Source organism: Chryseobacterium gambrini (genome assembly GCF_900156825.1).
GTDB lineage: Bacteria > Bacteroidota > Bacteroidia > Flavobacteriales > Weeksellaceae > Chryseobacterium > Chryseobacterium gambrini.
This window is the reverse complement of the sequence record NZ_FTOV01000012.1, coordinates 56896-83346: the sequence shown is the minus strand read 5'-3', so window position 1 is coordinate 83346 and position 26451 is coordinate 56896. Positions and strand designations below refer to the sequence as shown.

Below are 26451 nucleotides of genomic sequence, written 5' to 3'. Positions count from 1 at the left end.
TCCACCTATTAAGCTATCTTCTAAAACCTCTTGACTTTTGTATTTCCTCGTCCTGCTCTTGGCTTTCCTCCTCTCTCATTCGATTGGCATCTTGATAGACATCGGGGTCGTTCACATTCAGTTGTACGTCTGATTTTTCCTGTTTTTGAGAGTGATTTTGCTTTTCAGAGATTCCAGCAACCGTATTGAATTCTTTGGACACAATATTCAAATCATTCGTAATTTCTTTTGCCATTTCTGGGAACTGAACTATTTTATCTTGCAGAAAAGATTTAAGTTTTAGAAGTTCTGCTATGTAACGGTTAAGTTCTTCGGTATTCTTTTTGTCGGCAATAATTGCGGTCAATTCTCTTGCATTTTTAATGAAATCGAATTCTACTACCTTATTGGTTTCTTTGTCGAAAATGAAAGCTTTTTTTTCAAGCGTCGAAAATTCCGGCAACAGATTGTTAGAGACCTTTTGAATATCGGTATATTCAACTCTGTCCTTACTGTTTTTAAGTATTTCCGGTAGGTTTTTGTCTCGTTCTAAATGGATGACCTTAAGTTTGGTATTATTATCAGTCAGTTGAAAAGTTGCTCTGCTTTTGTCGTTATCCGCAACGATGGTATATCCTTGTAGAAACTTCTGAATATCATCCGCATTTAGTTTTTTTGAATAAGAATTATCTTCATTAATAATTCCATATTTCTTTAGTTCGTCTGTTGGTAAAGTATTAGTGTTCATAATGGTTTGCTATTAAATTGTTTACTTTTATGAGGTCATTTAAGAAATGAGAAGGATTGATGCTCTGTCCAAATTCTTTCACCGAAAAATGCAGATGTGGACCCGTAGAGTTTCCGGTATTCCCACTTTTTCCAATGATGAATCCCGCTTTTACTTTTTCTCCAACTCGATAATATATTTCTGAGAGATGTAGGTACGAGGTTTCGAAACGGTTAAAATGTTTTACTTTAATGTAATTTCCACCGCCTTTAGAATCCCAACCTGTTGCAGTAACAATTCCGTCCAAAACGGAATAAACATTTTCATAACTGGCTTTTAAGTCGATACCGTTGTGCGTTTTTTTTGTTCTGAAAATAGGATGCGTTCTTGTCCCGTAAGAAGATGTAACTGTAATTTTGTTTTTAAGGGGCATCACAATTTTTGAAAAAGATGCCGCCGGCTCATCTACGAAATCATACGTTGTAGAAAAGTTTTGTTTTTTTGATGTTTGCTGTGCCTCTTCTACTCTATTCAGTGATTGCAGCACCAAGGAATCTTTCAGTTTTTCAAACTCATTTTTTCGTACTTCATTTACACTGCTAGATTCTTTAATCAACATTTTCAAAGAATCAATTTGACTCGTTAACCACTTCGTCGAACCTTTGGTTTCATTTTTTAAATCTGATTTTGTGGTGATATTTAAAACTTGCTTCCAAGATTTCTTAGCATTCTTTTGTTTTACTGGATCTTCAATATTAGATTTTTCGGATAGCTTTGGATTTTCAGATTTTTTCGGTATTGTTGGTGTAATCGTATTAAATTGCGCAGATGATAAACAACTGTAAAACAGCGCCATCAAGGTAAATGTGTATTTTAGTTTTTTCATTTTATGCAGCTTTAATATTTTCATTCACAATGAGTTCCACTTCTTTGTTGATCTTTCTAAAGTTGGTCATCAACACTTCTTCTTTGCGGTTAACTCCTTTTTTATCTACAAAAGAATAATAAGAGGGCATTTTCACATAGTGTTTTTCTTCTTCTTGAATGGCTTTCATATCCAAATTTATTTTACCCCTAATTGCAGACGTTTTATATTCCTCAGCAGCGTTTTCTTCTCCCTGTGCGATCATTCCAACCATTTCTCCTGTTTTCAGAGCCGCAATTTTTCCGGCAGGAATCATATTGTCCATTTTTTCATTGATACTGGTGGTCGTTCCTTGCTGGGAAATAGATTGTGAGTATGACTTCTGTTTTATTTTTCCGAATAGTTTTTCCAGCCAATCGAGCGTATTTTTGTCTCTGGCGGAACCGGAAAGAATATTTCCAACAATTGCAGAAATGGTATCTGCTACTTCTTTTTTATAAAATTGTCGAAGTTGTGGTAGTTCCTGAAGCCCTAATAAAACTGCAACCCTATTGCTCCTTGCAGTTGCTACGATGTTATCAATTTTATGAATATAAATCGTCGGAAATTCGTCTGCGATAATTCCTCCCGGTAAATTGTGTTTGGAATTGATCAATCTTAAAGTCCTGTTTAATACCGAAGAATACAATGCAGAATTAATATCCTGTGTTCCCGGGTCTGATGCCAGAATAATAATAGAAGGATTATCTCTGTCGGTTATCTTCAATTCTACTTCATCTCCTGAAAACACCCAAAAACTTTCTTTTGTTGCCAATCTTGAAAGGAAAATTTTGAGTGTTCCGATTTGGCCTTCCAATTGGTCAAATGCTTTGTTGTCATAGGCCGTCTTGAAAGGTGACAGCAAAGAGAAAATTTCTTCATTGGTAAAAAGAGTATCGAAAATTTCTTTATAGCTTCTATTCATAAAGGAAAGAATATGAGGTAAATCAGAATATTTTCCATTTTCGAATGTTGCAAAAAAATAAATGCAGGACGAAAGGAAATTTATCGCAGATTGGGTAAAGAAAGCTTCAGAACCACCTCCGGAACTGGAACCTCCTTTCTGTAAAGATGAAACCATCGATTCTGCCATTTCCTGGGCTTCTGCCAAAGTTTGGATGTACTTTTTATGAAACGGGTTAACTCGTTTTGATTTTTCAACTTCATTCAGATTGATAACATAAAATTGATGTTTGTAATTGGGATCTTTTTGTTTCTTTAATAGATAATGATAATAAGCAATTTGGGCTAAATCCGGGAACTTAAAATCATAGATGCAGAGACAGAAACCTTTTGCGATCATTTGTCTTATGGCAGGATTGATGACACCGAACGACTTCCCTGAACCCGGTGTTCCGATGACCATTGTTCCTCTAAAAGGATCAATATTAATATACCCTTTATATGTCTTATTGTTATATCTGAAGATGTAAGGAATGTTGATCGATGTGTCAGTGTTCACTAACTCCTGGTTTTGATCGAAGGATTCTTCCTCTACATTCCATCGGTCTTTTCCCATTTTCTGCTGCATCAGTTTTGAAATACTGTCTGCACCCATTTGAAGGATAACGGCTCCCAAAAAAGAAAGAACAGCATAAATTACCTGATAGAGATTGAAGCCGGGAAATACTTTTGGAAGTGTTGCATTTCCTGCCTCATTTTGCCATATCAGCGAAGAGAAAATCATCAGCAGTCCGAAAATCATAGGAGCGATAATTTCTTTACTAATATTAAGGTCTTTCTTTTTCTTGGCTTTTGTTCCTACAGCTACTAATCCAATCAAAATTAATGTTGCAAATTTGGCATTGATGGGCGGGTAAATAAAACTCAGCTTTGAAAAATTTTTTAACAAGTTTGATAATACCCGAACATCAGCATTAAGGTAAAAAAGCGAAGCACAATCTAATGCAACGACTGCATAGACAGCTTTTTGTAGAAAGCCATAGATCTTGATTTGATGTTGTTGTTCTTGCATTAAGAATAATTTTCGAAGTATTGATTCAGTAATTTGTGTTCTTCTAATAGGTTACTGTGTAGCTTTTGTTGCTGTTCCTGCAATTTTTTTTGCTTTTCTTGTTATTGCAATAAGATTGGAATTCAACAGATTCAATTGATTAATTAGCTCATTTCCTCTTTTTTCGACTCTCTCAATAATGTATGAGCGGCTTGCTTCTTCAGATATTTTCTCATACCAATCTTTAAGGTTTAATAGCTTTTCATAGTCATTTATGAGTAATTTTCGTTTTTTAGAAAAAATGATTATCAAAATAGAATGGTAGGTAAATATTAATAGCAAGAGCGCGAAGCATAGTGTAATTGAAAAATTTTCCATTGTATAAATCATTAAATTAAAAGGTATCGGCTTTAAGAATTTCAGAATAATTGACCTTCATTTCTATGGTACGTCCGGAGAGTTGCTCTTCAATGAGGCGAATCATCATTACCTTACTGTTTGGATAGGTAAATTTTTTGAAAACATAAACGTTTCTAAAATTTTTCCTAAAGTGCTTTTGAGGATTGAGTTGTAAAATGGGCGTCAGATCTACACTTTGGTTGTTTGTTGCTTTGTGGATTTTTTTGTCTTCTAACGAAAATTTCAAATCCTCAATATCATAGCTCAGATTAGAATTGTTTTTGATAGTCATATCCAAAAAGATGTAATCGCTTATCACATATACATTATTGAGTTGAAAGCTGAGTTTTAAATTTTTCTCTTCTCTAATTGGATTTTTCTCAGATTTTTTTTGAATAATATCCATCGCAAATTTTCGCAATTCAAGATTTGAGAAAACCATTTTATCAAACTCTATAGGTTGCATCGCTTCGGGTTGAATATGGATATTGGTAATCGTATTGAGGTTGTCCTGGTTTCTGTAAACAGCTTTATACTGTGCGATGAAAGATTGAGCAACAACGGTTATCACTCCGATTTTCTTACCATTAAAAAAAACAGATGGTGTTTTGATTTTTCCTTTCTCGTCAGAATCAGGATGGTCTGTGATTTTTATTCTGGCAATATTGGTAGTTGGAAGATCTCCAGTCAGTTTTTCTGTTGACAGATCCACATACTGAATGGGCTCCGGCGAAATAATATGCAGGTTGATTCCTTCAGTAATTTCAATTTCCGGTAAGTCGGAAATAATTTGCTCTTTGGTTGCTGTTTGTGCAGTGAGTAAGTTTGCTACGAAAATTAAAAGCGTGTATAATAAAGTTTTCATTGTTTTATTTTTTTTGGTTTTGTGAATCTTTCAATTGTTTTTCGTCGATGAGAAAGACATAAGAATTGTACTTCAATTTTGCTTTGTTCTCTTTGATCAGGTTGGCAATAGATTTGGATGTTGATGTAAACAGGCTGGATCCAATACTTGAGAAGAATCCTTTTCCGCCCATATCCATTTGAGTTCCTTGTACGGAGTTACTTCCCATTTCCCTCATCATATCTCTGAAAATACTTTGCGGAACGTACAGTCCTTTCATACCGTCAACATCGTAAATGGATAGATTGACAGGGTAGATTTCCCCTTTGGTAAAGACTGAAACAATATTGAGATTGACTCTTTGCATTGAAAATCCTGAGATTTGACCATATAATATCGAACCTTTGATTATTTTTATGTTTCCGACAAAAATGTCTTCCAACAAGCGGAACCTGATTCTGCTGCCCAGAAAGCCTTTGTTATTTTCGTCAATGACCGCTTTGATAAAACTGTTATCTTTCTCCTTATAGAAAGCATTAAAACCGCTGTTTATTCCGGATTTGCTTACATTGAAAGTTGAATTGAGAAAATCGTCCATCTTATCCTTATTTGATTTCAATCTCTGTTCTGCGGCAAGTTTACTTTGGTACTCAGGGTCACGGGATTTTTCTAAAGAATCCATCACGAGCATTTGTTCTTTCAGATATTTTACAGGGTCTGGTTGGACACTTTGTGTCTTTTCTTTTGGTGTATCAGCGTATTTATCTTCTTGGTCTCCGTAAGATTTGTCATTCAGCATTTTGATGATCTCCGAAGACCTGTTGTAATCTTTATCGTCACTTTGTGATTGATTTGGTTTGTAATAGGAGGATTGATTTCCTTTCGCCTCATATTGATTTTGTCTGCCATTGACTGCTTTTAATGAATCTATTTTCCTTTTTTGTGCTAAGGACAGTTGATCATCATAGTTCAGTAAACTATCCTCTTCTTTGTCCAAACCACCAAGCATCGTTCGGTTGTCCTCTTTTTTGAAAAACGCATCGTAAGCATCATTTTTGGTCATAATGGAATCCTGCGTATCCCCCAGTGAAAGAGATAATTCTTTTGGCTTGTCTTTTTCGGACGTGTCTTCTTTGACAAACTGCGCTCCTACATATCCGAAAAGAAAAAGAAACGGTAAAGCCAGAAGTGGCAGAACATATTTTTTTTCTTTAAAATTTATTTTTTTAATGTCCATTTTTTAGTTTTTGGTATTGGTTAAACAAGTAGTCAATTCGTAAGCTGTCTTCTTTTTTCAAAGCATTTTGGTCTCTTTTTACTTTTAAAGCTTTCAGTTCGTTTACAATCTTCTCCATCTCTTTATCATTATTTAAGGATTGATTTTGACTCATCTTACTCTTAGAATAGAGGACTGGAGGTCTTATTTTGAACGTAGTGTCGGAAGAGAAAAAGACACCTTGAATGAGAGACCCAATAAATGAAACCGACAGTAGAATCATTGAATACGTAAAGAATTTCTTTGGATTTTGAACTGCCCACTGAAGCCATTTCTGACCCTTTTGTTTTAATGTAGTTTCCATTTTTAATAAGAGTTTTTATTTTGATTGGATATTTCTTCGTTATTGATGATTCGCCAGTTTTTAAGAATCACACCGTGGGGATTATTGGGGCTTCTAATGATGTCTTCAAAGAAACCTTCGGTGATGAGCTTCCTCGTAATGACAGAAGATTTTCGTGTGATCATCTGTTTCCCGAAAAAAGAGAATTTCTTCTGTTCCATATTGAGTGCAATTGAATCAGTATGAATACTTACCATCGAACTGGAGGCAATGATCTGATTGTAAAAACCTTTTTCCTTTAGGTTTGTATATTCCTTTTTTCCGCTGTCATCGATGAGATACAATGACTTTTGAATATTATCCTTGATATAGGTATCATCTGGTGCGAGCGTGAAAAACAATCGGTGGAATAATTCAATTTGAGCTTTGTATTCAACAGGTCGGTTCAGCAGGACATCTGTCTGCTTGGCAAGAACCGGAACACCATTGTCTAAAATGTAAATTGATTTTCTGGAATCCTCGATCATTCTGTATGCAAAGAAAAATCCGGCTATGACAATAAAAACAGCAAAAGCAATGGTAGATAATGAAATGACCTTGTTGATCTTGATTCTTTGTTCTATATTTTTGATAAGCATCTTTATTTTAGTTGTTGGTTGATAGTGTTAGGTTGTTGGTCATGCGTAAAACATTTATTTTCCGTTTTTCATCGCTTCCTTAACCCTTCCCGAAGCGGAACCTGCTGCTGCACTTGCTGCTACTGAAGCACCTCCTGTTTTAGCTGCCAAGATTGCTGTTTTAGCACTACTTGCCATTTTTCCTGCGGCACTTTTCATTTTCGTCATCGCCCCGGCTCCTCCTGCTGAAACAATACTGTCGGCAATAGTTGGAGTCATTAAAACCCCGATACCTGTTACAACATAGGCAACACAGGTAAAGAGCTGGTTATAGATCATTCCCGAATTACTCACATAGACCATTAAAGCGTCTAAGTTGGTAATGGTTCCATTGGATAATAAGGTATCATACCTTTCGATCTCCATTGTATAACCGGAAGCGATCAATTGCTGACCGATGTTGATGATCGTGTAGGCAACAAAAGTGTAAAGATTAATGTTGATGAATTTTGAGACCCAACTGTATAATGAATTTTCAAATCCGGGAATAAGAGCCATTCCAACAGCTATCGGTCCCAAAATAATTAAAATGTAAGACCATATTTTCTGAATGAAGAAAATGAGATACACGCAAATGCGTAGAATCGACAGGCAAACAAACTCAATGAGTTCCGCGACTAATTTTTGCATTTGGAATTCCATTCTTATCGACCATTCCTTGATGGGCTGAATGAGTTTATCCAATCCTTCGCTGATGTCATACCAAGAATCATCCGCATCTTCAGTAGTATTCTCAATGACTTCCTGTTTGGCATCTTCTTCCGCCTTTAATTTGATGACAGCATCGAGTAATTGCTGCTGCTTCTTAAATCTCTCGACCCTTAAGTCGTTAACTTCTGATTCTATCTCGCTGAAAATTGATATTCCGGGCTCGGCAATGGCTTCAAATGGTGCCTGAATCATACTGACAAATCCGCTCCAATAAACAAGCGTAAATCCAATAAGAATTGGTTTCAGCATCGGTGTGATTTCCCATTCTCTGTCTCCGGCAGCCATTTGCCAGCCCATGTACCCGAGGTACATCAGAGCGCCTAAACCGCCTATTGCTTTTCCTACCAAAGCTGAACCGGCGGCGCTATCCTGCACACTGTTGTCCAGTTTTGTAAAAACTTCCATAAACCACTTTTCAAAGGCACCATCTCCCTTTAAAAATTGGAGTAGATTGCTGTAATCACCGTCTGTCTGGGCGAAACCCATAACAGGTAAAAGAATTGTTAATAAGCAAAAAGTTAATGTTATCGTTTTATTCATTTTTAAAATCGGTGTTTATAATGATTCATCAAATTTTGAACAATTTGCTGGTCTGAAGCGGGTGTCCAACCAGGTGGCAAAGCATAATTTGAATGGTTCTTTAAAATATTTTTGTAATCTGTAAGAAGTGTTGTCTTGTTATTGTAATCCCTTAACTCTCGCACAAATTTTCTCCATTTAATAAGGGTTTCGTGGTACATAATGAACCGTTTTCCTCTTGGCATATCCATACTTCTGGACATTGCGTATTTTTCTTTGATGAGATCCAGCTCTTCCTTAAGCCTTCTAATGGTTCCTGTCGTATTGAGCGTTTCAAACGTTTGTTGGTCTTTCAATCTCCATTCAATAAAATTTTGTGGATGGTCGGGGAATTCGGTAATTGGTTTTAACATTCGTTTGTAATACAAAAGCCAAAGAGGATCGGCATCAACAGTAGCGGACGTCCAATGGGCAAAATCCTGAACACTTCTTTTATGAATGGTATCTGAAGCTGCTTTTATTTTTTTTGCTTCTTCCTCCTGAAATTTTAACTGGGCGAATCTCTGATTTTGCACCCCTGTAGGTTTTAATGGTCGAATATCTTCACCGTCTTTATAATCCCTGTTGATCTTTGGAGCCCATATTCCCCAGACTGTTGCGTAGGCAAAATTGGTTTGGATTCCCAAAAAATATTTTGGATATGGTCTCCAATCTCCCCAATCTTGAAAGACAATTCTTTTATGTTGAGCAACAATGGAAGGGTCATTCAATCTCTTTACACTCAATTGTCCAAACACAGTGGCTGTAAAAAAGAGCAACTGAAATAGACTGATTTTTTTTAGTAGATTTCCCATAATTTTTTAATTAAAGAGGTAATGGTATTTAGTGATGATGTCGCCAACAATGGCTTTGTCTATATTGATGTAATTGCGGAGAACCTGAACCTGATACAGATAAGGGATTTTCTTGGCATTCTCTAACCGTAAATTGATGTACAGAATATTTCCGTTGATATTTCTGACACGGGTAAATATCTTTTCAATAAGCATTTCCCTATCCATTGCATCCATCAGAAAATCTTTGTCTTCATTGAGAATATCCTGGGTAACTTCCTGCTGAAGCTTCATCGTCTGCTTGCCTATTTCAACATAATATTTTGAAATGAGTACGGAATATTCAGGATGCTGCGCTGATAGATCCAGCATTTTATTGGAGTTCGTCACTATTTTACCTAAATATTGATAGAGATAAATAAGTTTCTTGCTCTGGGTCAAAGCTGAATTCACATTTTTCAGTTGTTGATAGATATACTCCTGAATGGCTATGATCTGCGTGATTTTATTGTTGATGTCATCATACAATTCTTTTTGCTTTTCATAGGAATCCAAAAAAGCTTGTTCGCTTCCCAATCGAACACCGTGATTTACGGTGATCTGCGAAAGGAGTTTATCATTAATGACTATTTGCTGGCTTTTTACCGATGCAACGGAGAAGAATAAAACTCCGGAAAGAAATATTTTTTTGCTCATATCATTATTACTTTTTTGCTATAGAATTTGCGAATCTTTGATTTCATTTTAGAAAGATTTGATGTTATCCATTATGCTTTCAACTACTTGCTTATCTCTATTGACATAATATTGAAAGGCTCTTTTATTACGTTTTACTTTGGCTTTGATATCTCTAATTTTCAAAAGCATATGAGTAGAATTTCTGCTTATTGCTTTTACTTCATCTAAAGCATAGTCTAATAATACTTTACGTTCTGATTTTTCCATTTGGTTAATAGCTCCGTAAGACAAAATGATCCCTGTTATTAGCCGTGTTACCATTTGCAGGTCATCAACAAACTGAACCTGAGAAGGCAATACCGCAATAATTGAATAAGGAGCATCGTTTATTTCATTGATAATGGCGGATTGATTGTTTGTTATTTTCGTTATTTCCCTGCTCATTGCTATTCCGGTCGGTACAGCCTGAATAGCAAATGAAACAATCCTAAGCCGATCTTGTATCTTTGTAATCTTTTCCTTGAATTGATTCCATTGGGCTCTGTTGGCTGTTTCTACGGTGGTATTGGCTATTTGTTTTTGCCGCATTTCTTTTTGTCTGTCGTGTTCTTTCATCGTCGCATTAATTACAATATCCATCATCGGAAAGGAAACGTTTTCCTGCTGCCAAGCCGGTGTAGAACCACCGCCGGAAGAAGTCAGCACGATATAAACCATTGGAATCAGTAGAATTTGAAAAACTTTCTTCATCGTATGATTTTTAAAAATTCCGTTTATATCTGTTCATTATGTTTTCAACAATACCTTTGTCTGTATTGATGTATCCTGCAAATGGATTAATGGAATTCCAAAATCCCAATCGATTGGCTTTTTCAAGTCTTAACTTAATCGCCAAAAGCCACAGTTTCAGATTTTTTACATTCTCGGAAATATTATGAAGAATTTTGTATCGATCTCCTGCGGTAGCAAGATTAAGTTCTCCAGATGCGAGAATATCTGATACATCGGTAACAATTTTTAGACTTTGCTCGTAGGTTTTCTGCGAAGCCTTCACACCGAATATCGCATACTCAGGTTGCTGTGATGCTAATTGTACCACTTGTGATGAATAATTGTAGCATTTATTGAGTTCAGAATAGATTTCCTGTGCCTGAATTCCGTTTTGTAATGTCCCTGAAACTTCTTTTAATCCCTTCAGTATTTTATTCTGAATATCATTGGCGACCACCATTTTAGTTCCCACCCAAGTTTGTGCGTCCTTTAATTTTGAAGTTTCTTCGATGACTTCATTCTGTTTGGCTTTTAGATTTTCTGAATAGAGAATCATTGCTGCCGTTACCGTTGGGTCGATGTAAGTGTTTTGAGCGAATCCCATTGTCCCCCAAAGTGGGAAAAGCAGCATTGCTATTTTGAGACTAAATTTTTTCATATAGCTCTTGTTTTTGGTTGATTAATTCTAAAAAGCTGAGATTTCGGTCTTCTAATTCCTGAGAGATGATTTTGAAAACATTCCTTCCTTTGTGTTCATTTTTCATCATTCTGTAAAAAGAATTGATTTTTTGATCCAAAGGATTTTGATATAAATTCACGAGTGATACAAAGTTTTCGAGGCTATCTCCAAAGGTTTTCAAATCACCGACTAACCTGCGTAATGCTTCATCATAGTTTCCGTATTTCTGAACATAATATTCAACAGCTGATTTTTCAGGCTTTTCTGTAGTGTAGGTTAAATACTGCTCCAAGGACACTTCATTTCCATAGACTTCGCCTTTTGAACCTCTTTTCAGATAAAATTCTTTGAATCGGCTTCTCCCGAATTTGTTGTTCAGATTATTGATGGTGAAAATCTTGTTTTGCTCTACTTTATTGAGCGAAAGCAATGATGCGATTTTGTCGAAATTATCTTTGAACTTCGTCTGATCCAACAAAATAAAAGTGTCGGAATTATTGATGATGGAATCTTTTACCACAGCATTTCCAATAATATCGTCCAGTTCCTGAGTTACAACCACAGCTTCACCCCAGAACTTTCTTACTGTTTTGTATAAATAGAGAATGTATCCACCCATTAATTTACTTGCAATTGCCTTCCACGCTTCCTCAATTATTAAGGCTTTTCTACGCTCTTGTCTAAGCCTCATTTTCTGAATGAAAGTATCCATAATAATGAGCGTCACGATCGGAAAGAGTTTGGGATTATCTTTTACGTTGTCAATTTCAAAAACGATGAATGTTTCATCAAAAAGCGTATTGTCTGCACTTTCATTTAAAGTCGTTCCGTACCTTCCGCCTTTGTAAAAATCTTTCAGTACAAATAAAAAGGTGCGCAGATTAAACTCTTTCTCTATAATATTATGTTTTTTATTATTCAGGTAAATAGGAAGAAATTGATCGCAATAATCATAAAACCCATTGAACGAAAGTTCTGTTACAACCAGCTTTTCTTCCAGTTCTTTTATTTTCCTGATGATGGCTTTTCTAAAGGATTCATTCCATTCTTCTGCTGATCGGGGTTGCCTGATGATGTCATTCGACTTGATTAAAATCAACTGCGTTTCATTGTATATTTTCCTTCTTTCTTCATCGTTCAGCGTGTCATACGCTTCATACACTTTATAGAAATTTTCGCTTTCATATTCCGGGTTATTGATGTTCTTATCAGGATGATAGAATTTCAATAATTTTCTTCCCGCTTCCTTTATTTCATCGGAACTGGCATCGAAAGTAATTCCCAAAATGTCATAGTAAGTATGCTGTCCTTTTGCTTCATTCTCATATTCCGTGAATAGATCATCTTCGTGAATGTTGTATTTTCCGAGATATAGAATCAGTTCTTCAGAAGTTTTATTTTCATACCATCGAGTTCCAGCATTGAAATACCCGTGGTAAAACGACATCAACACATTGTCTAAAATGGATTTTTGTGCGGAAGACATTGAAGAATCCGGACCTTGCCAAATCAAGAAGATCAGGTTGGTTAAAAATTCTATTTTTTCGATATTAAATTCTTTTTGATCCATAAGAAAAGGATTCATCGTGATTGGTTTTTCTTCAGTGTATTGGATGTATCTGCCTCCCTTATATTTGCACGTTCCCGAATACGAATCTCCTGTATCAACAATGACCACGTCATAATTGTAGGTCAAATACTGCTCAATAATATTGTTCATCAGGAATGATTTCCCCGAACCTGACGGTCCTAATACAAACTTGTTCCTGTTGTTTATTCTTCCTGTTTTCATCGGTAGATCCGATGGGTCAACTTTTAGCGGAACACCTTGTCTGTCGGTGAATCTCAGGTAGAAATTGGACTCTTCATTGACGGGGTAACTTTCCTTAAAAAAAAAACACAAGGCCGCTTCGCTTGTCGTCATAAATAAATCATACTCCCTAAGTTCTGTTCCATTGCCCGGAATAGCTGACCGAAAGAGTTCCAATTGGTTATAAGCGTTTTTAGAAACAATGATTCCTTTCGTAAAAAGCTTGTTTTCAATCATTGACTGAATATTTTCCATTTTCTCCAGTGTCTGTGCTGAAAAAAGGATTGAAAAATGAGCATTGACAACGAGCTGTCCGTCAATGGCTATGTTATGAAGCAGGGTCTGGATTTCATCTGCTATAATGGCGTTGGACGGAGAATTGTTGGCTGCTCCTTCGTGCTTTTTCTTTTTTTTGTCGAGTTCCCTCTGCTGTTGTGCCTGAAGCGGAATCGTAATGATCTGATTGTAGACAATGGTCTCATAATCTTCTAGTTCATTGATAAAACTAAAATTATCAACTGCTGTTTCTGCTGCTGCACCGTTACCGCCGAGAACAGAGTAAGGCTCAATTTCTGAAGGAAGATCAATATTTTCTACATCCACGTAGGAAATATTTTTTACAAACCTGTTTCCGATCTGCAAAAATTCGTTGGTGCTTTTGATATTATCAAATATGGGAGAATCGGAAAATTGCATCGACAAAACACCTGATATATAATATTCAAAATCTTTCTCAAACAAAAACTGCGGTTCAGAGTCATTCTGCTTCAAAAGCATCAATACTTTCTGACATTTGTCCCGTAGTTCTTTATAGCTTTTTTCAGAGAAATTGTAATGCTTATTTTTCTTTTTCAGCTTGTCATCAATAATATCGGTAAAGAACAGAACCGTTTCAATGGTTTTGAAAAGTCTGCCGTCAAAATGTTCCGAATATTTTTGTTGTAGAAATTGGTTGGATTGTTCGGCTGAATATTTCTTCTTGGAAAAGATATCGAGCTTCTGAACAATTCTTCCTTCTCCAATGATTGATACCACCTGATTTAAAACCGTGTGGAAATTGAGATAGCTATCCGGGTCTGCCGAATATTGCTCAACAATATTTTTTATTTTGATCCCGATAATAGGATTCCCGTACTGTCCGAAAAGAACATCAAAATCCCAATTGAAATCTTTTCCCTGATCATATCCAATAAATGGGATGCTAAAGGCTTGTTTTTTTATTGTTGCCATTCTTTAAAAGTTTATTATTATGTAACCTTTTTGGAAAAATTAAGATCTGATCGAAGTTTTTGGTTTTGTCATACAAACCATATTTGTCCTGTCTTCTGAAGATGAGATAAACTCCGCCTGCGGTGACTGCAAGACCCAATAAAGAGCCTAAGAGACCGAACTTTGAGAGTACCAATGCTGATATGACCCCGCCTCCGATGACGCCGACTGCATAAAAGATGTATTTTCCTTTGAGTCCGAAGAATACAAGGGGCTTTTTGAGCCCCTTATAAAGGTAGAATCCCATATTAGGCAAAGAATGCTGTTACGAATTCAGGAACGACAATCAAGAAAATCATTGCTCCTCCATAACCAAGGATCTCTTTGTTGACATCCTGATCACCATTGGTCCATTTGTTATACACTCGGAGACCTCCGATAAAACCGACCAATCCTCCTACTGCTTTCAAAATCAGCTTGACCGGATCCCAATAATCAGTGATATCACTTGCTGCATTCGAGATTGCCGTTGCTCCACCTTGGGCAAATGCGGGAGTTATCGCCATAAGTGCCAAGGCTAGGGTTAAAACTTTTTTTGTTGTCACGTTTTTTGTGAAATAATTTTTCATCATAATTCAAAAATTTTATAAAGGGTTAATAATCATTTGAGTGTTAAATTTTGGGCATGGAAGTCCCGGACAACGAATGTAAATCCGCTGTTAAGTCTAATATTCAGTACGTTAGATTTTGTTTAAGTTGGCTAACTACATCGTGGATTGATAAACTTTGTATCCGTCGTAGTTCACAACCATTTGAACCAGGGTTTCAGAAAGATTAAGCATCGCCTTCCATTCTTTTATTCTGGAAGTTTCCTGGTCTGCACTAACTGTGATTGGGTTTTCGCGAATCACTTCGTTAGGTTTCTGATTTTCCTTTTCGGCTGATATTTTTTCCGTCTGGTCAAAATCTACTTCGATTGTTTCAGCTTTTTCAGGATGTGATTGGTTTTCGATTTCCGTGGAATCTTTTTTTAGTGCAATGCCCGGTTCATCCAGATCTTGTTCAGATTCAAATATTTCCCTCAAATACTCCAGATCTTGTCGTTCTTCGTTTCCTTCAGTGATATCAGAATGGATTGCATTTTTATTAAAGGACTTGGGAGTGTTGAGATTTTCTACATCTTCAATCCCTATAGTTGCAGTAAGATCTTCGTACTGTTCAGAAATTTCGGACAATGAAAATTCCTCCGTCTCTTCTTTATAGATTTCTTTTTCTTTTTTCAGAAACAGATCGTATAAAATATTTCCGGCGTAATACGTCAGATAAACAGCCAAGATGCAAAGCGAGATTTTTATCATTTTTACTGAGGTTATAGAGATTAATACTTAGGTATATTTTTTATTTCAAAGGGTGATCTTCAATGTTTGATTAATATATTCTATCAATTCATCGAAAGATTTTCTTACCCCATATTTTTGTTCGTAGGTCAGCTTTCTGGTATCAATCTTTTGTAGACAGTTTTTTTTGAATACAGGATTTTCCAGTAGCAATCCGAATTTTTTCAGCTCAATGTCCATTCCTTCCTGATTCAGATACTTGTAGCCTTTATCATACTTGGAACGGATAAATACTCTTTCAGCCTCACTTTCCAATAGTCCCAGCATATTGATAAAGACCAATGTGGACTTGACAGAAACATCTGAATACTCAAACGGGATCACGATAAAATCACTGTAAATGAGCAGATCGCTATATTTTGCATCGAGTGTTCCTGCCAAGTCAAAAAGGTTGATGTCATCGCTATCTTTTAAATTAATGAGGGTCTCAAAGTCTGAAAATGGCTGTTGGTCATCATCGCCAATAATTTCCACTTCATACAATTTCGGACTTTCCGATAATTCATCATCTTTCCATTTGTAGTAAAATGATTTCTGATAATCAAAATCAAAAACATTGATTTTCCTTTCCGAAATTGCCGAAATGTAATTGGCAAAAGCGATGGCTAAAGTTGTTTTTCCGGTTCCTCCTTTTTGTGTAGCAAATGTTATGATCATTGGATTTAGTTTATGTTTCTAACTGATTGTTGTTGGACCGAAGATGATTTTTATATCAGCCGACAACCATCATTTTATCGTCTTTTTTTTCGTCTTTTTTTGAGCTCATTTTCGACAGGGTCTTTTGCAGTTCCTGAACTTTTCATCAACTCAAACAGCAGTTCATCAACTGCTTTGTTTAATTTTGTTTTCTCATTATTTTCAGTCCGGTTTTCTGCCTGCACTTCATTTACGCCTGTCGGATTCAGAAATTTTTGATACTCCTTTTCCCCAATTAATGATTGGAGCTCTCCGATATAATGGAACCGAGTATGAACCGCATACAGCTTTCCGTCTTCAGCCCTGGTTATGGAAATATCCTTTTTTTCATCATTTGTGTTTTTTTGATTTTTAATGAAACTTTTGACTTCAAACTGAACTTTTCGATAGGTTTCCAAATCTTTCTTTCCTCGGTTTTCAAAAAGCATAAAGCCCTTGATCTCTATTTCCGGATATTTTTTATTTAAAAATTCAAGCAATATTTTTTTTGATTCCTGGTTCGGAATATTATAATCTTTCAGGATTTCAAAAGTCTTCTTATCTAGCTTGTCAGAAGTAAATTCAAACACTTCATTCATTTTCAGTAGATCACTTCCTTTATAGACTTTTCCTGTTTTATGGTCGATCACGGTGTAGCCAAAAGGATTTTTATCTTCTTTATGATGGAAAACCACATCGATCCCGAAAACATCTTTCAGCTTCTTTTGGAGTTCACTTTCAAAACTGATTTTTATTTTTAAATTATTTTCTCGTAATTTTTCTTTTGGGAGCATTGACTCCTTTTTTCTGTCATCTTCCACCTTGAAAACCTTGGTGGAATACAATTGTTTGTATTTGCTTAATATGGCTTTGATCTGCTTTGCCCTTTTATCATTTTTACTGTTATCAAAAACAATCTGATTTCCTGAAAGTGTTTGCTGTATTACTCCGTTTTTTAAAATGTTAAAAGAATTTATATCATCTGTGTTTTTGCCTATCTTATAACCATTTCTGCTGAGTAAAGTTTCCAACTGATTGAGCGAACTTATTTTATAGTTCAACAGTTTGCCAAGTTCTTCTTCCGGTTTCTGACCATACAATTTTTCAATTGTAACGCTTAAAGCTTTTTGGGCTTTAAGCCTTTCATAACTATCATTGATCTTTTTCCCTGTCTGTTTATCGACTCTTGTAGTAACTATATGAGCGTGATTATTATCGGTGTCACTATGAAAAACTACAATGAAAGGCTGTCCTCCATATTTCATTTCATCCATAAAATTCTCAGCGATCTTAGTTAGCTCTTCTTTCGAATGTCCTTGAAATTTCGTAGAGATCATCGCATGAAATTGAGGCTTTAATACTTTTTTGTTTCCAATCGAAATAGCTCTCAAATAGTTTCTTACTTCCTCCTTGCTGCTTGATTCGTTAATGAAGGAAGGAAAATTTTTCATCAGCATTAATTCTCCGGTTCCTTTGTCAATTTTCTTATCGTTATAATGAACTCCTGGAAAACTGGGACCTGCCGGATCCATAATCTTAACAATCATCTTGATAGCATTGCGTAGATTTTTGTAAACATTTCGTTCTGTTCTTTCTTCAGAATTATGATCTCTGATAACTTATTCGAAAATTTTCTGATTTCATTTTCGCTGATAAACTTTTGACTATTTGCTATTTTTGCTACCTGATTGATATTGTTTTCAATCTTTCCGAATATGTTATCCTGCTTTTCTATGAACGCTAATACTTTTCTTCTCTCGTTGTCCATAAGCCTATTTTCAACAGAATTAACAATTAGACTTGTTAAAGAGATTTTTTTTTCTGAACAGGCTTTTTTCCACTTTTCTTTTTGGATGATGGAAATCCTTATTTTAATGTAATGTTTCTTCTTAATATCCGTCTTATTTATCATTCAATTACATTCAGATAATTAATCGGAAAAGTGGTCATGCCCTTTATGGTACCGGTAAATTTTTCGATTTGATTTTTCCAAAGAAGTAGATTGAAATCAACGTTCGTTAATGAAATAATGCCCTGCTCTACTCCTGAACTAATTCCATTTGAGTTCCCACTTACTAAAATATTGCTCAGTGAACCCACACTGCCATCCGACATAAAACCTAAATCCCGTAATGGTTTTGAAAGATTCAGTATTACGTAGCTTGAAGTGATAGGTGTTGAACAAATTATACTGACATCTAAATAGCCAATTGTTCCTATTCGCCGCGCATCGATTTGCCCAGTTATTCCTAGACCTGATGTTCCTAATCTATATATTTTTGTAGATAATGTATGCTGACGAGGATTTGTAGGAAAAGGAAGGTATGTGTTCCACGAGGATTGTTCAGAAATAGTATTTGCAGAAAGTGTTTCGTCCAATACAATAAGAGCATCGTAATAAGTAGGCTCCTTAAACATCTGATTCCAAAACATACCATTGAAATAGTAGTACCCTTCTTCAACAATATGAATGACTTGACCCAAAAGATTTGATGCAGGTTGAGTCACGTAAACAATGGCACCTTTTTGCAATACTGAATAAGTTTTATTTGCAAGTTGATCACCTGTAATTCTTGGGGGAATTATGCCATCAAAGTGATTGGGCAGATCTGGTTTGCCGACAATATCCAAAGTTGCTGCGGGTGTCTGCGTATTAACTCCAACCTGAGCTTTAACGATAATTGCAAAAACAAATATTAAAAGGTTAAATGATTTTTTCATTTTTGATAAAATTTCTACGGCAAAGTTGTATCATAAAAACCTCTAAAACAATAGTTTTGATGGGAGTTGGGCTAATTAAGAATACTCTGGATGAGTCTAAAATCTATAAAGATTAAAAAAGAATAAATTGGATTAGTTTGGAATCTTAACTTAAATTTCACCTAACATAAAAAAACAAGTTCCGCCGTTTTTTCTCCTTTTTGCAGAAAAGGCAAGATCGTCTTTGTACTCGAAAATTTGCAAAAATTTGTGGGTACAAAGACACATCTTGCTCAAAAAAAGCCGCTTATTTTTCGGAGTTCTGAAAAACGATTAATAGTATTGATAATCAGCAGTTTTGATTCTTTTATTGTTTTTATTGGAAATGTGTGGAAGTGAAGTCTGAGCATACGAAAGTAAATAATAAATCCTTTCAAAGTGATAATTTATCTATCGTATTGTAGATCAAATCGTAAGGATTTTGACCTGTACTTATCTTAAGCAGGTGACCTGTATATGATTTACGCAGGTATGAACTCCAGCTGTATGTGTATTACGCAGGTTTGATGATCGGCATGATTCTATTTTATGATGATGATCTGTATCTTATTTACACAGGTATGAATTTAAAGCTGTATTTATTTTATGCAGGTTGATGACTAGTATAATCCTTTTTATACAGTTTGCAGGGAAAGCTACAGCAGAGTTCACAATACATTCCGTCAAATTAAAAAAGGGAAGAGAACCTGACATCCCCTCAAAGCTTTTTTGTTCGGAAAAACGTAGGACTTTAGACTTTGGAATTGCGTTTTGCAAAAAAGCGAAGTGGCTTTGAAAGGACATCCAACAAAACCAACCCTAAAAGCAACCGCCATCATTGCCCGGAAATCAACAACAGGATATCTTTACTGAATTACCGCCAGATAAAAATAAACATTGTAAATATTATTGAAAATGAAAAAGAGCGGATAAAAAAAATGATCCGAATTTGCAACATTTGGTGCAACAGGGGTAAACTTCACTAAATATTTTTTTAAACAATTTTGGTAGTTAAAATATTAATCGTAATATTGCGATGTATAATTTTTGATAAAAATGGGAGTTACAAAAACTGAAATATACACGGAACAGCAGAACCGTTTAGCAACTTCGCTAAAGGCATTGGCTCATCCTGCACGCATAGCTATCCTGCAATATATCATTAAACAAAATGCCTGTATTTGTAATGACTTGGTAGAGGAATTGGGATTGGCACAAGCTACCATTTCGCAGCATTTGAAAGAACTAAAAAACATTGGTATTATCAAAGGAAATATAGAGGGAACCAGTGTATGCTACTGCATTGATGAAAATGTCTGGCAGCAGATTAAGAAGGAACTCAATACTTTCTTTGTTGACGATATAGGTATTGATAAATGTTGCTAAGCATTTATTTTAACCAAATCAATCGTAATAATGCAATATAACAATTAAATAATGAAATTATGAAACTATCAAAAATCAAAGAAATCTTACCAACATTAGAGCATGTTGAATTTCAATTAGAGAACGGAACGTTTGTTCCCGAACATTTCCACGTTACCGAAGTTGGGCAAATCAATAAAATTTTTATTGATTGTGGTGGTGTAATCCGCAATGAAAAAGTTGTCAATTTCCAATTATGGAATGCTGACGATTACGAACATAGATTGAAGCCAACCAAACTATTAAATATCATCAAACTATCCGAAGAAAAATTAGGTATGGAAGATGCCGAAATTGAAGTAGAATATCAAATTGATACTATCGGGAAATATGATTTGGATTTCAACGGAAAAACATTCGTACTGAAAAGTAAAACAACAGCTTGTCTTGCTCAGGATGCTTGCGGTATTCCTGTCGAAAAGCAAAAAATAAAATTATCAGCGTTGAATAATGCTTCCTGCACACCTAATTCAGGATGTTGTTAAACCCTTTAAATCAATCAAAATGTATAAGAATTTAGTTGAAACAATAAACAATGTTACTACTTTTCAAAACATCAGTGAAGAACGCAAAAATATATTACGACCACTGATAGATTTTGTACAGCAAAAAGTAAACAATAGTCAGGAAATAAGTATCAACTTCATTTGTACCCACAATTCCCGAAGAAGCCATTTATCGCAGGTTTGGGCACAGGTAGCAGCAGCACACTATGTTATCCCAAAGGTACATTGTTATTCGGGTGGTACAGAAGAAACGGCATTATTCCCGAAAGTGGCAGAAGCATTGACACATCAGGGATTAAGTATTTTCAAAATAGCAGATACCGACAATCCTGTATATGCCATAAAGTATAGTGATAATTCTTTGCCGATTGTTGGTTTCTCCAAAAAATATGATAGCCCTTTCAATCCTGTATCAGCGTTTGCAGCTATTATGACCTGTTCACAGGCAGACGGCGGATGCCCTTTTATTGCAGGAGCAGAAAAGAGAATACCTATCACATTTGAAGACCCTAAAATTTCAGACAATACACCGGAACAATCAAAGGTCTATGCTGATAGAAGTTTACAGATAGCAACGGAAATGTTCTATGTTTTTTCAATGATTAAAATGTAGCCGATGCAACCAAAACTAAAATTCTTAGACAGATACCTTACCTTATGGATATTCCTTGCAATGGCAGTAGGTATAGGATTGGGATATATTTTTCCCGGTATTTCAAAAATTACAAATGCGCTATCCGTAGGCACTACAAATATTCCGTTGGCAATAGGTTTAATATTGATGATGTATCCGCCATTAGCAAAGGTTGATTATTCATTATTGCCTATGGCGTTTAAGGATAAAAAAGTAATTGGTATATCCTTATTGCTGAATTGGGTTATCGGTACAGTGCTAATGTTCGGGTTAGCCGTTTTATTTTTAAGGAATGAACCCGATTATATGACAGGTTTGATACTGATAGGTTTGGCAAGATGTATCGCAATGGTAATCGTTTGGAGTGATTTAGCTAAAGCAAACAGAGAATATACAGCTATGTTAGTTGCATTAAACAGTATCTTCCAGATATTTACTTACAGTTTTTTAGTATGGTTATTCATCAACGTATTACCTGCAAAATTAGTATTAGCCAATTTCAATGTAAGCGTATCAATGAAAGATGTTACCGAAAGCGTATTGATATATTTAGGTATTCCTTTCTTGGCAGGTTTTTTAAGCCGATACATCCTTGTAAAATCAAAAGGTATAGAATGGTATAACCGGAAATTTGTACCCAAAATATCGCCCATTACATTGTATGCTTTACTGTTTACTATAGTATTGATGTTCAGTCTGAAAGGCGATAAAATAGTAGAGTTGCCAATGGATGTAGTAAAAGTAGCAATACCGTTAATCATCTATTTTATACTTATGTTTTTCGTGAGCTTCTTTATCAATAAATCTCTTAAAGTTCCTTACGATAAAAACGCATCCATCGCATTTACAGCCACAGGAAACAATTTTGAATTGGCAATAGCCGTAGCAATATCGGTTTTCGGTATTCATTCGCCACAGGCATTTGTGGGCGTTATCGGCCCATTGGTGGAAGTTCCTGTACTGATATTATTGGTACGTGCAAGTTTGTGGCTAAAGAAGAAATATTATGACCAAAATGCTCATTGATGCTTTGAATAAAGAAATGATATAAAGAAAGTCAGCAAACTACTTGACCAGTTTTCCATTTGGCAGATTTAAATTTAAGCAATATTAAAAATGAAGAATTGGACAACGCAGTGGATAAATACATCAATTGACAACTGTTCTACAATTACAAGAAAATATTAATTGTAATTTTATAGAGCTTATTTTAAGCTAATTTCAAATAAAGCACAAAATATATGACAACACTCTTTATAAAAAATATGGTTTGCAACCGTTGTATTATGGTAGTGCAGAATGAATTGGAGAAGCTTGGATTGACTGTGAAAAATATAAAGCTGGGAGAAGTTACCTTGGATAAAGAATTAGCTGAAAACGTTAAAACCAATTTAGTGCAAGCACTGACTGTATTAGGTTTTGAATTAATAGATGATAAAAAAAGCCGAATTATAGAAAAAATAAAAAATATTATTATTGACCTCGTTCATCATCAGGATGGCGAAACAAAATACAATTTGTCGGATGTTTTAAATAGCAAGATACACCACGACTATAATTATCTCTCTAATTTATTTTCAGAAATTGAAGGCACTACTATCGAAAAATATTTTATTGCCCAAAAAATAGAGAAGGTAAAAGAATTATTGGTATATGATGAACTATCTTTGAGTGAAATTGCTTTCCGTTTAAATTACTCAAGTGTAGCCTATTTAAGCAACCAATTCAAAAAGGTAACAGGACTTACCCCAAGTTATTTCAAGCGAATACGAGAGGATAAAAGAAAACCTTTGGATAAGGTCTAAGTAAATCTTACAAATCATTCCCAAAATTCCACAACGAAAAAATGGAAACAATACGGAACTTTGTATCATAAAACTCATACAAAATGGTACACAAATATCAAGTAACAGGTATGACCTGTGGAGGTTGCGAAGCAAAGGTGAAATCAGCTTTATTAAAGGTTGAAAATGTGACAAATGTTGAAGTTTCAAAAGATGAAAACTCAGCTACCCTGACAATGGATAAACACATTCCAACTACACAATTGCAAAAAGCATTAACCGCTGTTGGAAAATATACCATAGAAATGAGCAATAACAAAAGCCCACAACATACCACGACAAATGAACCAGTGGCAAAATCCTGCTGCTCTGCTCATTCTCACGATGATAAAAAAACAATCGAAGTGACTAGCAATATAAAAGGCAAATACTATTGTCCAATGCATTGTGAAGGCGATAAAACTTATGATAAAGCTGGCGATTGCCCTGTTTGTGGAATGCATTTGGTAAAAGAAGCAGAATTGAATGTAAAGAAAACGATGTACACCTGCCCAATGCATCCCGAAGTTATTCAAGATAGTCCGGGTTCATGTCCTATATGCGGAATGGATTTAGTACCCATGGAACCAAGCGATTCCGAAGAAAAAAAAACCTATCTGGATTTGCTTAAAAAAATGAAAATTGCAACCCTCTTTACGGTGCCAATTTTTATTATTGCCATGATGGAAATGGTACATAACAATCCGTTATTTCAAATAATGGACAGCAACATGTGGAACTGGGTGCAATTTCTGTTTTCAATTCCTGTTGTTTTCTATGCTGGTTGGATGTTTTTTGTACGAGCTTGGAAATCCATAATCACTTGGAATCTAAATATGTTTACCCTTATCGGAATAGGAACTGGAGTTGCATTTTTGTTTAGTATTGTAGGAATGCTGATTCCGAATATCTTTCCGGAAGAATTTAAAACCGAACACGGAACCATTCATCTTTATTTTGAAGCAGCAACAGTAATCATTACACTGGTCTTGTTGGGACAATTGTTAGAAGCAAGAGCACATAGCCAAACCAGTGGAGCTATAAAAGCGTTATTACAATTAGCACCAACCGAAGCTACTTTGATTGGTGAAGGGGGCGATAAAGTGATTTCCATTCATGATATTAAGAAAGGTGATTTATTACGCGTAAAACCAGGAGATAAAATTCCAGTTGACGGAAAAATAACCGATGGTGAAAGCAGTATTGATGAAGCAATGATTACAGGAGAACCAATTCCCGTTGACAAAAAGAAAGACGATAATGTAATTTCGGGAACAATCAACGGGAACAAATCATTTGTAATGATGGCCGAAAAAGTAGGTTCTGAAACATTACTTTCTCAAATTGTACAAATGGTTAACGATGCTTCTCGTTCAAGAGCACCCATTCAAAAATTAGCCGATAGTATTTCTAAATATTTTGTACCCATTGTAGTAATCATTTCAGTAATTACCTTTTTTGTTTGGGCACTATTTGGTCCAGAACCAGCGAAGGTTTATGGATTTATAAATGCCATTGCAGTTTTAATCATAGCTTGTCCTTGTGCTTTAGGTTTAGCCACGCCGATGTCTGTGATGGTGGGTGTGGGCAAAGGAGCACAATCTGGAGTATTAATTAAAAATGCCGAAGCCTTAGAAAATATGAATAAGGTGGATGTTTTAATAACAGATAAAACAGGAACGCTAACTGAGGGAAAACCTTCTGTAGAAAAAATTTACGCATCAACTAATAACGAGGATGATTTATTGCAAAATATAGCTTCCTTAAACCAATACAGTGAACATCCATTGGCACAAGCAGTAGTCAATTATGCCAAAACAAAATCTATTTCATTAATTGGAGTCAAAGATTTTGAAAATGTTACAGGAAAAGGAGTTACAGGAACGGTTACCAATAGAAAAGTAGCATTAGGCAATAAAAAACTAATGGAACAGGTTAAGGCAACTATTTCTAACGATTTAGAAACCAAAATTATTGCAGAACAAAAACTTGGTAAAACGGTTTCTTACATTGCTGTTGATGATGTTACAGTTGGTTTTGTTTCAATTACCGATGCGATAAAAACTTCGAGTGCAGCAGCGATAAAAGAACTAATGCTCCAAGGTGTAGAAGTAATTATGCTTACTGGCGACAATGTTAATACAGCCAAAGCAGTAGCGGATGAATTAGGTTTATCTTCCTATAAAGCAGGATGCTTACCCGAAGATAAACTCAACGAAATTAAACGTTTACAAGCAGAAGGGAAAATTGTAGCTATGGCTGGTGATGGTATAAATGATGCTCCGGCATTAGCACAAGCCAATATCGGAATAGCTATGGGAACTGGAACTGATGTAGCCATAGAAAGTGCCAAAATAACTTTAGTAAAAGGCGATTTATTAGGTATCGTTAAAGCAAAAAATTTGAGCCATGCTGTTATGAAAAACATCAAGCAAAATTTATTCTTTGCCTTTTTCTACAATGTGCTTGGTGTTCCAATTGCAGCAGGTATTTTATATCCGTTTTTCGGAATTTTATTATCTCCAATGATTGCAGCTTTAGCAATGTCTTTAAGTTCTGTATCGGTAATCGTAAATGCATTGCGATTACGCAGTTTTAAACTTTAAATGAATTATTCAATAAACAAAATGGAAAAGAATAATCAAGACTTACGATTCAAAACAAATATTAACTGTGGTGGATGTGTAGCATCTGTAAAACCTCATTTGGATAATACCATGGTATAATATGCCATTGGGAAGTAGATACAACTAAAGACAAGGTGCTTACCGTAAAATCAGAAGGAATTACACAAGAACAGGTAATTGAAACTGTACAGAAAGCAGGTTTTAAGATAGAACCATTAAACAAAGATAATTTCCTTATCCTAATAACCTGTTTAGTTATTTAACTTATAACAAACACTTTAGGTAATTAACTGTATATTTATTTTAATAAGCATAAAAAGGACTATGCAGACTAGTGATTTAGATATTTTATCTATAATTCTGTGTTTGCAG

Annotated in this window: 27 protein-coding genes; 6 read left to right on the top strand and 21 right to left on the bottom strand. The window is 35.3% G+C overall.

Translation table 11 applies throughout. The features are described 5' to 3' along the window. Positions 1-13: 13 nt before the first annotated feature. The 21 genes from BW951_RS17980 to BW951_RS17880 form a co-directional block, all read right to left on the bottom strand. Complete coding sequence (locus BW951_RS17980; RefSeq protein ID WP_076395291.1) at positions 14-727, bottom strand: hypothetical protein; 714 nt, start codon at positions 725-727, stop codon at positions 14-16. Continuing rightward, a complete protein-coding gene (locus tag BW951_RS17975) occupies positions 717-1592 on the bottom strand; it encodes a M23 family metallopeptidase (protein ID WP_076395298.1) in 876 nt (291 codons plus the stop codon). The genes BW951_RS17980 and BW951_RS17975 overlap by 11 nt, the downstream gene beginning before the upstream one ends. 1 nt (position 1593) lies before the next feature. Then, entirely contained in the window at positions 1594-3585 is a 1992-nt protein-coding gene (locus BW951_RS17970; protein ID WP_076395289.1) for a type IV secretion system DNA-binding domain-containing protein, read from the bottom strand. A 51-nt stretch (positions 3586-3636) separates the two neighbouring features. Beyond that, entirely contained in the window at positions 3637-3942 is a 306-nt protein-coding gene (locus tag BW951_RS17965) for a hypothetical protein (protein WP_123902444.1), read from the bottom strand. A 16-nt stretch (positions 3943-3958) separates the two neighbouring features. Next, complete coding sequence (locus BW951_RS17960) at positions 3959-4828, bottom strand: DUF4138 domain-containing protein (protein ID WP_076395287.1); 870 nt, start codon at positions 4826-4828, stop codon at positions 3959-3961. A gap of 4 nt (positions 4829-4832) precedes the next feature. Further along, positions 4833-6038, bottom strand: a complete 1206-nt coding sequence (gene traM, locus BW951_RS17955; RefSeq protein ID WP_074231926.1) for a conjugative transposon protein TraM — start codon at positions 6036-6038, stop codon at positions 4833-4835. Beyond that, a complete protein-coding gene (locus tag BW951_RS17950; protein ID WP_074231900.1) occupies positions 6034-6387 on the bottom strand; it encodes a hypothetical protein in 354 nt (117 codons plus the stop codon). The genes traM and BW951_RS17950 overlap by 5 nt, the downstream gene beginning before the upstream one ends. A gap of 2 nt (positions 6388-6389) precedes the next feature. Beyond that, positions 6390-7004, bottom strand: a complete 615-nt coding sequence (gene traK, locus BW951_RS17945) for a conjugative transposon protein TraK (protein ID WP_074231899.1) — start codon at positions 7002-7004, stop codon at positions 6390-6392. 54 nt (positions 7005-7058) lie between these two features. Then, entirely contained in the window at positions 7059-8294 is a 1236-nt protein-coding gene (locus BW951_RS17940; protein WP_074231898.1) for a TraJ family protein, read from the bottom strand. Positions 8295-8296: 2 nt separating this feature from the next. Further along, positions 8297-9127, bottom strand: coding sequence for a hypothetical protein (locus tag BW951_RS17935; RefSeq protein WP_034975929.1), 831 nt, complete (start codon positions 9125-9127; stop codon positions 8297-8299). Positions 9128-9133: 6 nt separating this feature from the next. Then, a complete protein-coding gene (locus BW951_RS17930; RefSeq protein ID WP_074231897.1) occupies positions 9134-9802 on the bottom strand; it encodes a hypothetical protein in 669 nt (222 codons plus the stop codon). A gap of 48 nt (positions 9803-9850) precedes the next feature. After that, on the bottom strand, positions 9851-10534 hold the full coding sequence (locus BW951_RS17925) for a hypothetical protein (protein ID WP_074231896.1): 684 nt from the start codon (positions 10532-10534) through the stop codon (positions 9851-9853). A 10-nt stretch (positions 10535-10544) separates the two neighbouring features. Next, a complete protein-coding gene (locus tag BW951_RS17920) occupies positions 10545-11213 on the bottom strand; it encodes a hypothetical protein (RefSeq protein ID WP_074231895.1) in 669 nt (222 codons plus the stop codon). Beyond that, positions 11200-14274, bottom strand: a complete 3075-nt coding sequence (locus tag BW951_RS17915) for a TraG family conjugative transposon ATPase (protein ID WP_175608845.1) — start codon at positions 14272-14274, stop codon at positions 11200-11202. The genes BW951_RS17920 and BW951_RS17915 overlap by 14 nt, the downstream gene beginning before the upstream one ends. Beyond that, positions 14246-14560, bottom strand: coding sequence for a DUF4133 domain-containing protein (locus BW951_RS17910; protein ID WP_074231894.1), 315 nt, complete (start codon positions 14558-14560; stop codon positions 14246-14248). The genes BW951_RS17915 and BW951_RS17910 overlap by 29 nt, the downstream gene beginning before the upstream one ends. Position 14561: 1 nt before the next feature. After that, the gene (locus tag BW951_RS17905) at positions 14562-14882 is read right to left on the bottom strand and encodes a DUF4134 domain-containing protein (RefSeq protein WP_378086794.1); all 321 of its coding nucleotides are present in this window, start codon (positions 14880-14882) and stop codon (positions 14562-14564) included. Between the two features lie 135 nt (positions 14883-15017). Beyond that, on the bottom strand, positions 15018-15611 hold the full coding sequence (locus BW951_RS17900; RefSeq protein WP_123891965.1) for a hypothetical protein: 594 nt from the start codon (positions 15609-15611) through the stop codon (positions 15018-15020). Between the two features lie 45 nt (positions 15612-15656). Further along, positions 15657-16307, bottom strand: a complete 651-nt coding sequence (locus BW951_RS17895; protein ID WP_034741346.1) for a ParA family protein — start codon at positions 16305-16307, stop codon at positions 15657-15659. A gap of 74 nt (positions 16308-16381) precedes the next feature. Next, a complete protein-coding gene (locus BW951_RS17890) occupies positions 16382-17872 on the bottom strand; it encodes a relaxase/mobilization nuclease domain-containing protein (protein ID WP_074231891.1) in 1491 nt (496 codons plus the stop codon). Further along, entirely contained in the window at positions 17869-18093 is a 225-nt protein-coding gene (locus BW951_RS23080; RefSeq protein ID WP_228418842.1) for a hypothetical protein, read from the bottom strand. The genes BW951_RS17890 and BW951_RS23080 overlap by 4 nt, the downstream gene beginning before the upstream one ends. Before the next feature lie 140 nt (positions 18094-18233). Next, complete coding sequence (locus BW951_RS17880; protein ID WP_034741349.1) at positions 18234-19046, bottom strand: hypothetical protein; 813 nt, start codon at positions 19044-19046, stop codon at positions 18234-18236. A 1074-nt stretch (positions 19047-20120) separates the two neighbouring features. On the opposite strand from BW951_RS17880, the gene BW951_RS17870 reads away from it, so the two are divergent. The 6 genes from BW951_RS17870 to BW951_RS17845 all read left to right on the top strand — a co-directional run bounded on the left by BW951_RS17870 (position 20121) and on the right by BW951_RS17845 (position 26058). Beyond that, on the top strand, positions 20121-20450 hold the full coding sequence (locus BW951_RS17870) for an ArsR/SmtB family transcription factor (RefSeq protein WP_028122609.1): 330 nt from the start codon (positions 20121-20123) through the stop codon (positions 20448-20450). A 59-nt stretch (positions 20451-20509) separates the two neighbouring features. Continuing rightward, positions 20510-20974, top strand: coding sequence for a DUF6428 family protein (locus BW951_RS17865; RefSeq protein ID WP_028122608.1), 465 nt, complete (start codon positions 20510-20512; stop codon positions 20972-20974). Between the two features lie 19 nt (positions 20975-20993). Beyond that, entirely contained in the window at positions 20994-21608 is a 615-nt protein-coding gene (locus BW951_RS17860; protein WP_034741354.1) for an arsenate-mycothiol transferase ArsC, read from the top strand. Positions 21609-21611: 3 nt separating this feature from the next. After that, entirely contained in the window at positions 21612-22655 is a 1044-nt protein-coding gene (arsB, locus tag BW951_RS17855; protein ID WP_034741357.1) for an ACR3 family arsenite efflux transporter, read from the top strand. Positions 22656-22870: 215 nt separating this feature from the next. Further along, positions 22871-23434 carry a helix-turn-helix domain-containing protein gene (locus tag BW951_RS17850; protein ID WP_028122606.1) on the top strand — a complete coding sequence of 188 codons (564 nt, stop codon included), beginning with the start codon at positions 22871-22873 and terminating at the stop codon, positions 23432-23434. Between the two features lie 83 nt (positions 23435-23517). Then, positions 23518-26058 (top strand): heavy metal translocating P-type ATPase, encoded by a 2541-nt coding sequence (locus BW951_RS17845; protein ID WP_034741361.1) that lies wholly within the window; start codon positions 23518-23520, stop codon positions 26056-26058. Positions 26059-26451: the final 393 nt, after the last annotated feature.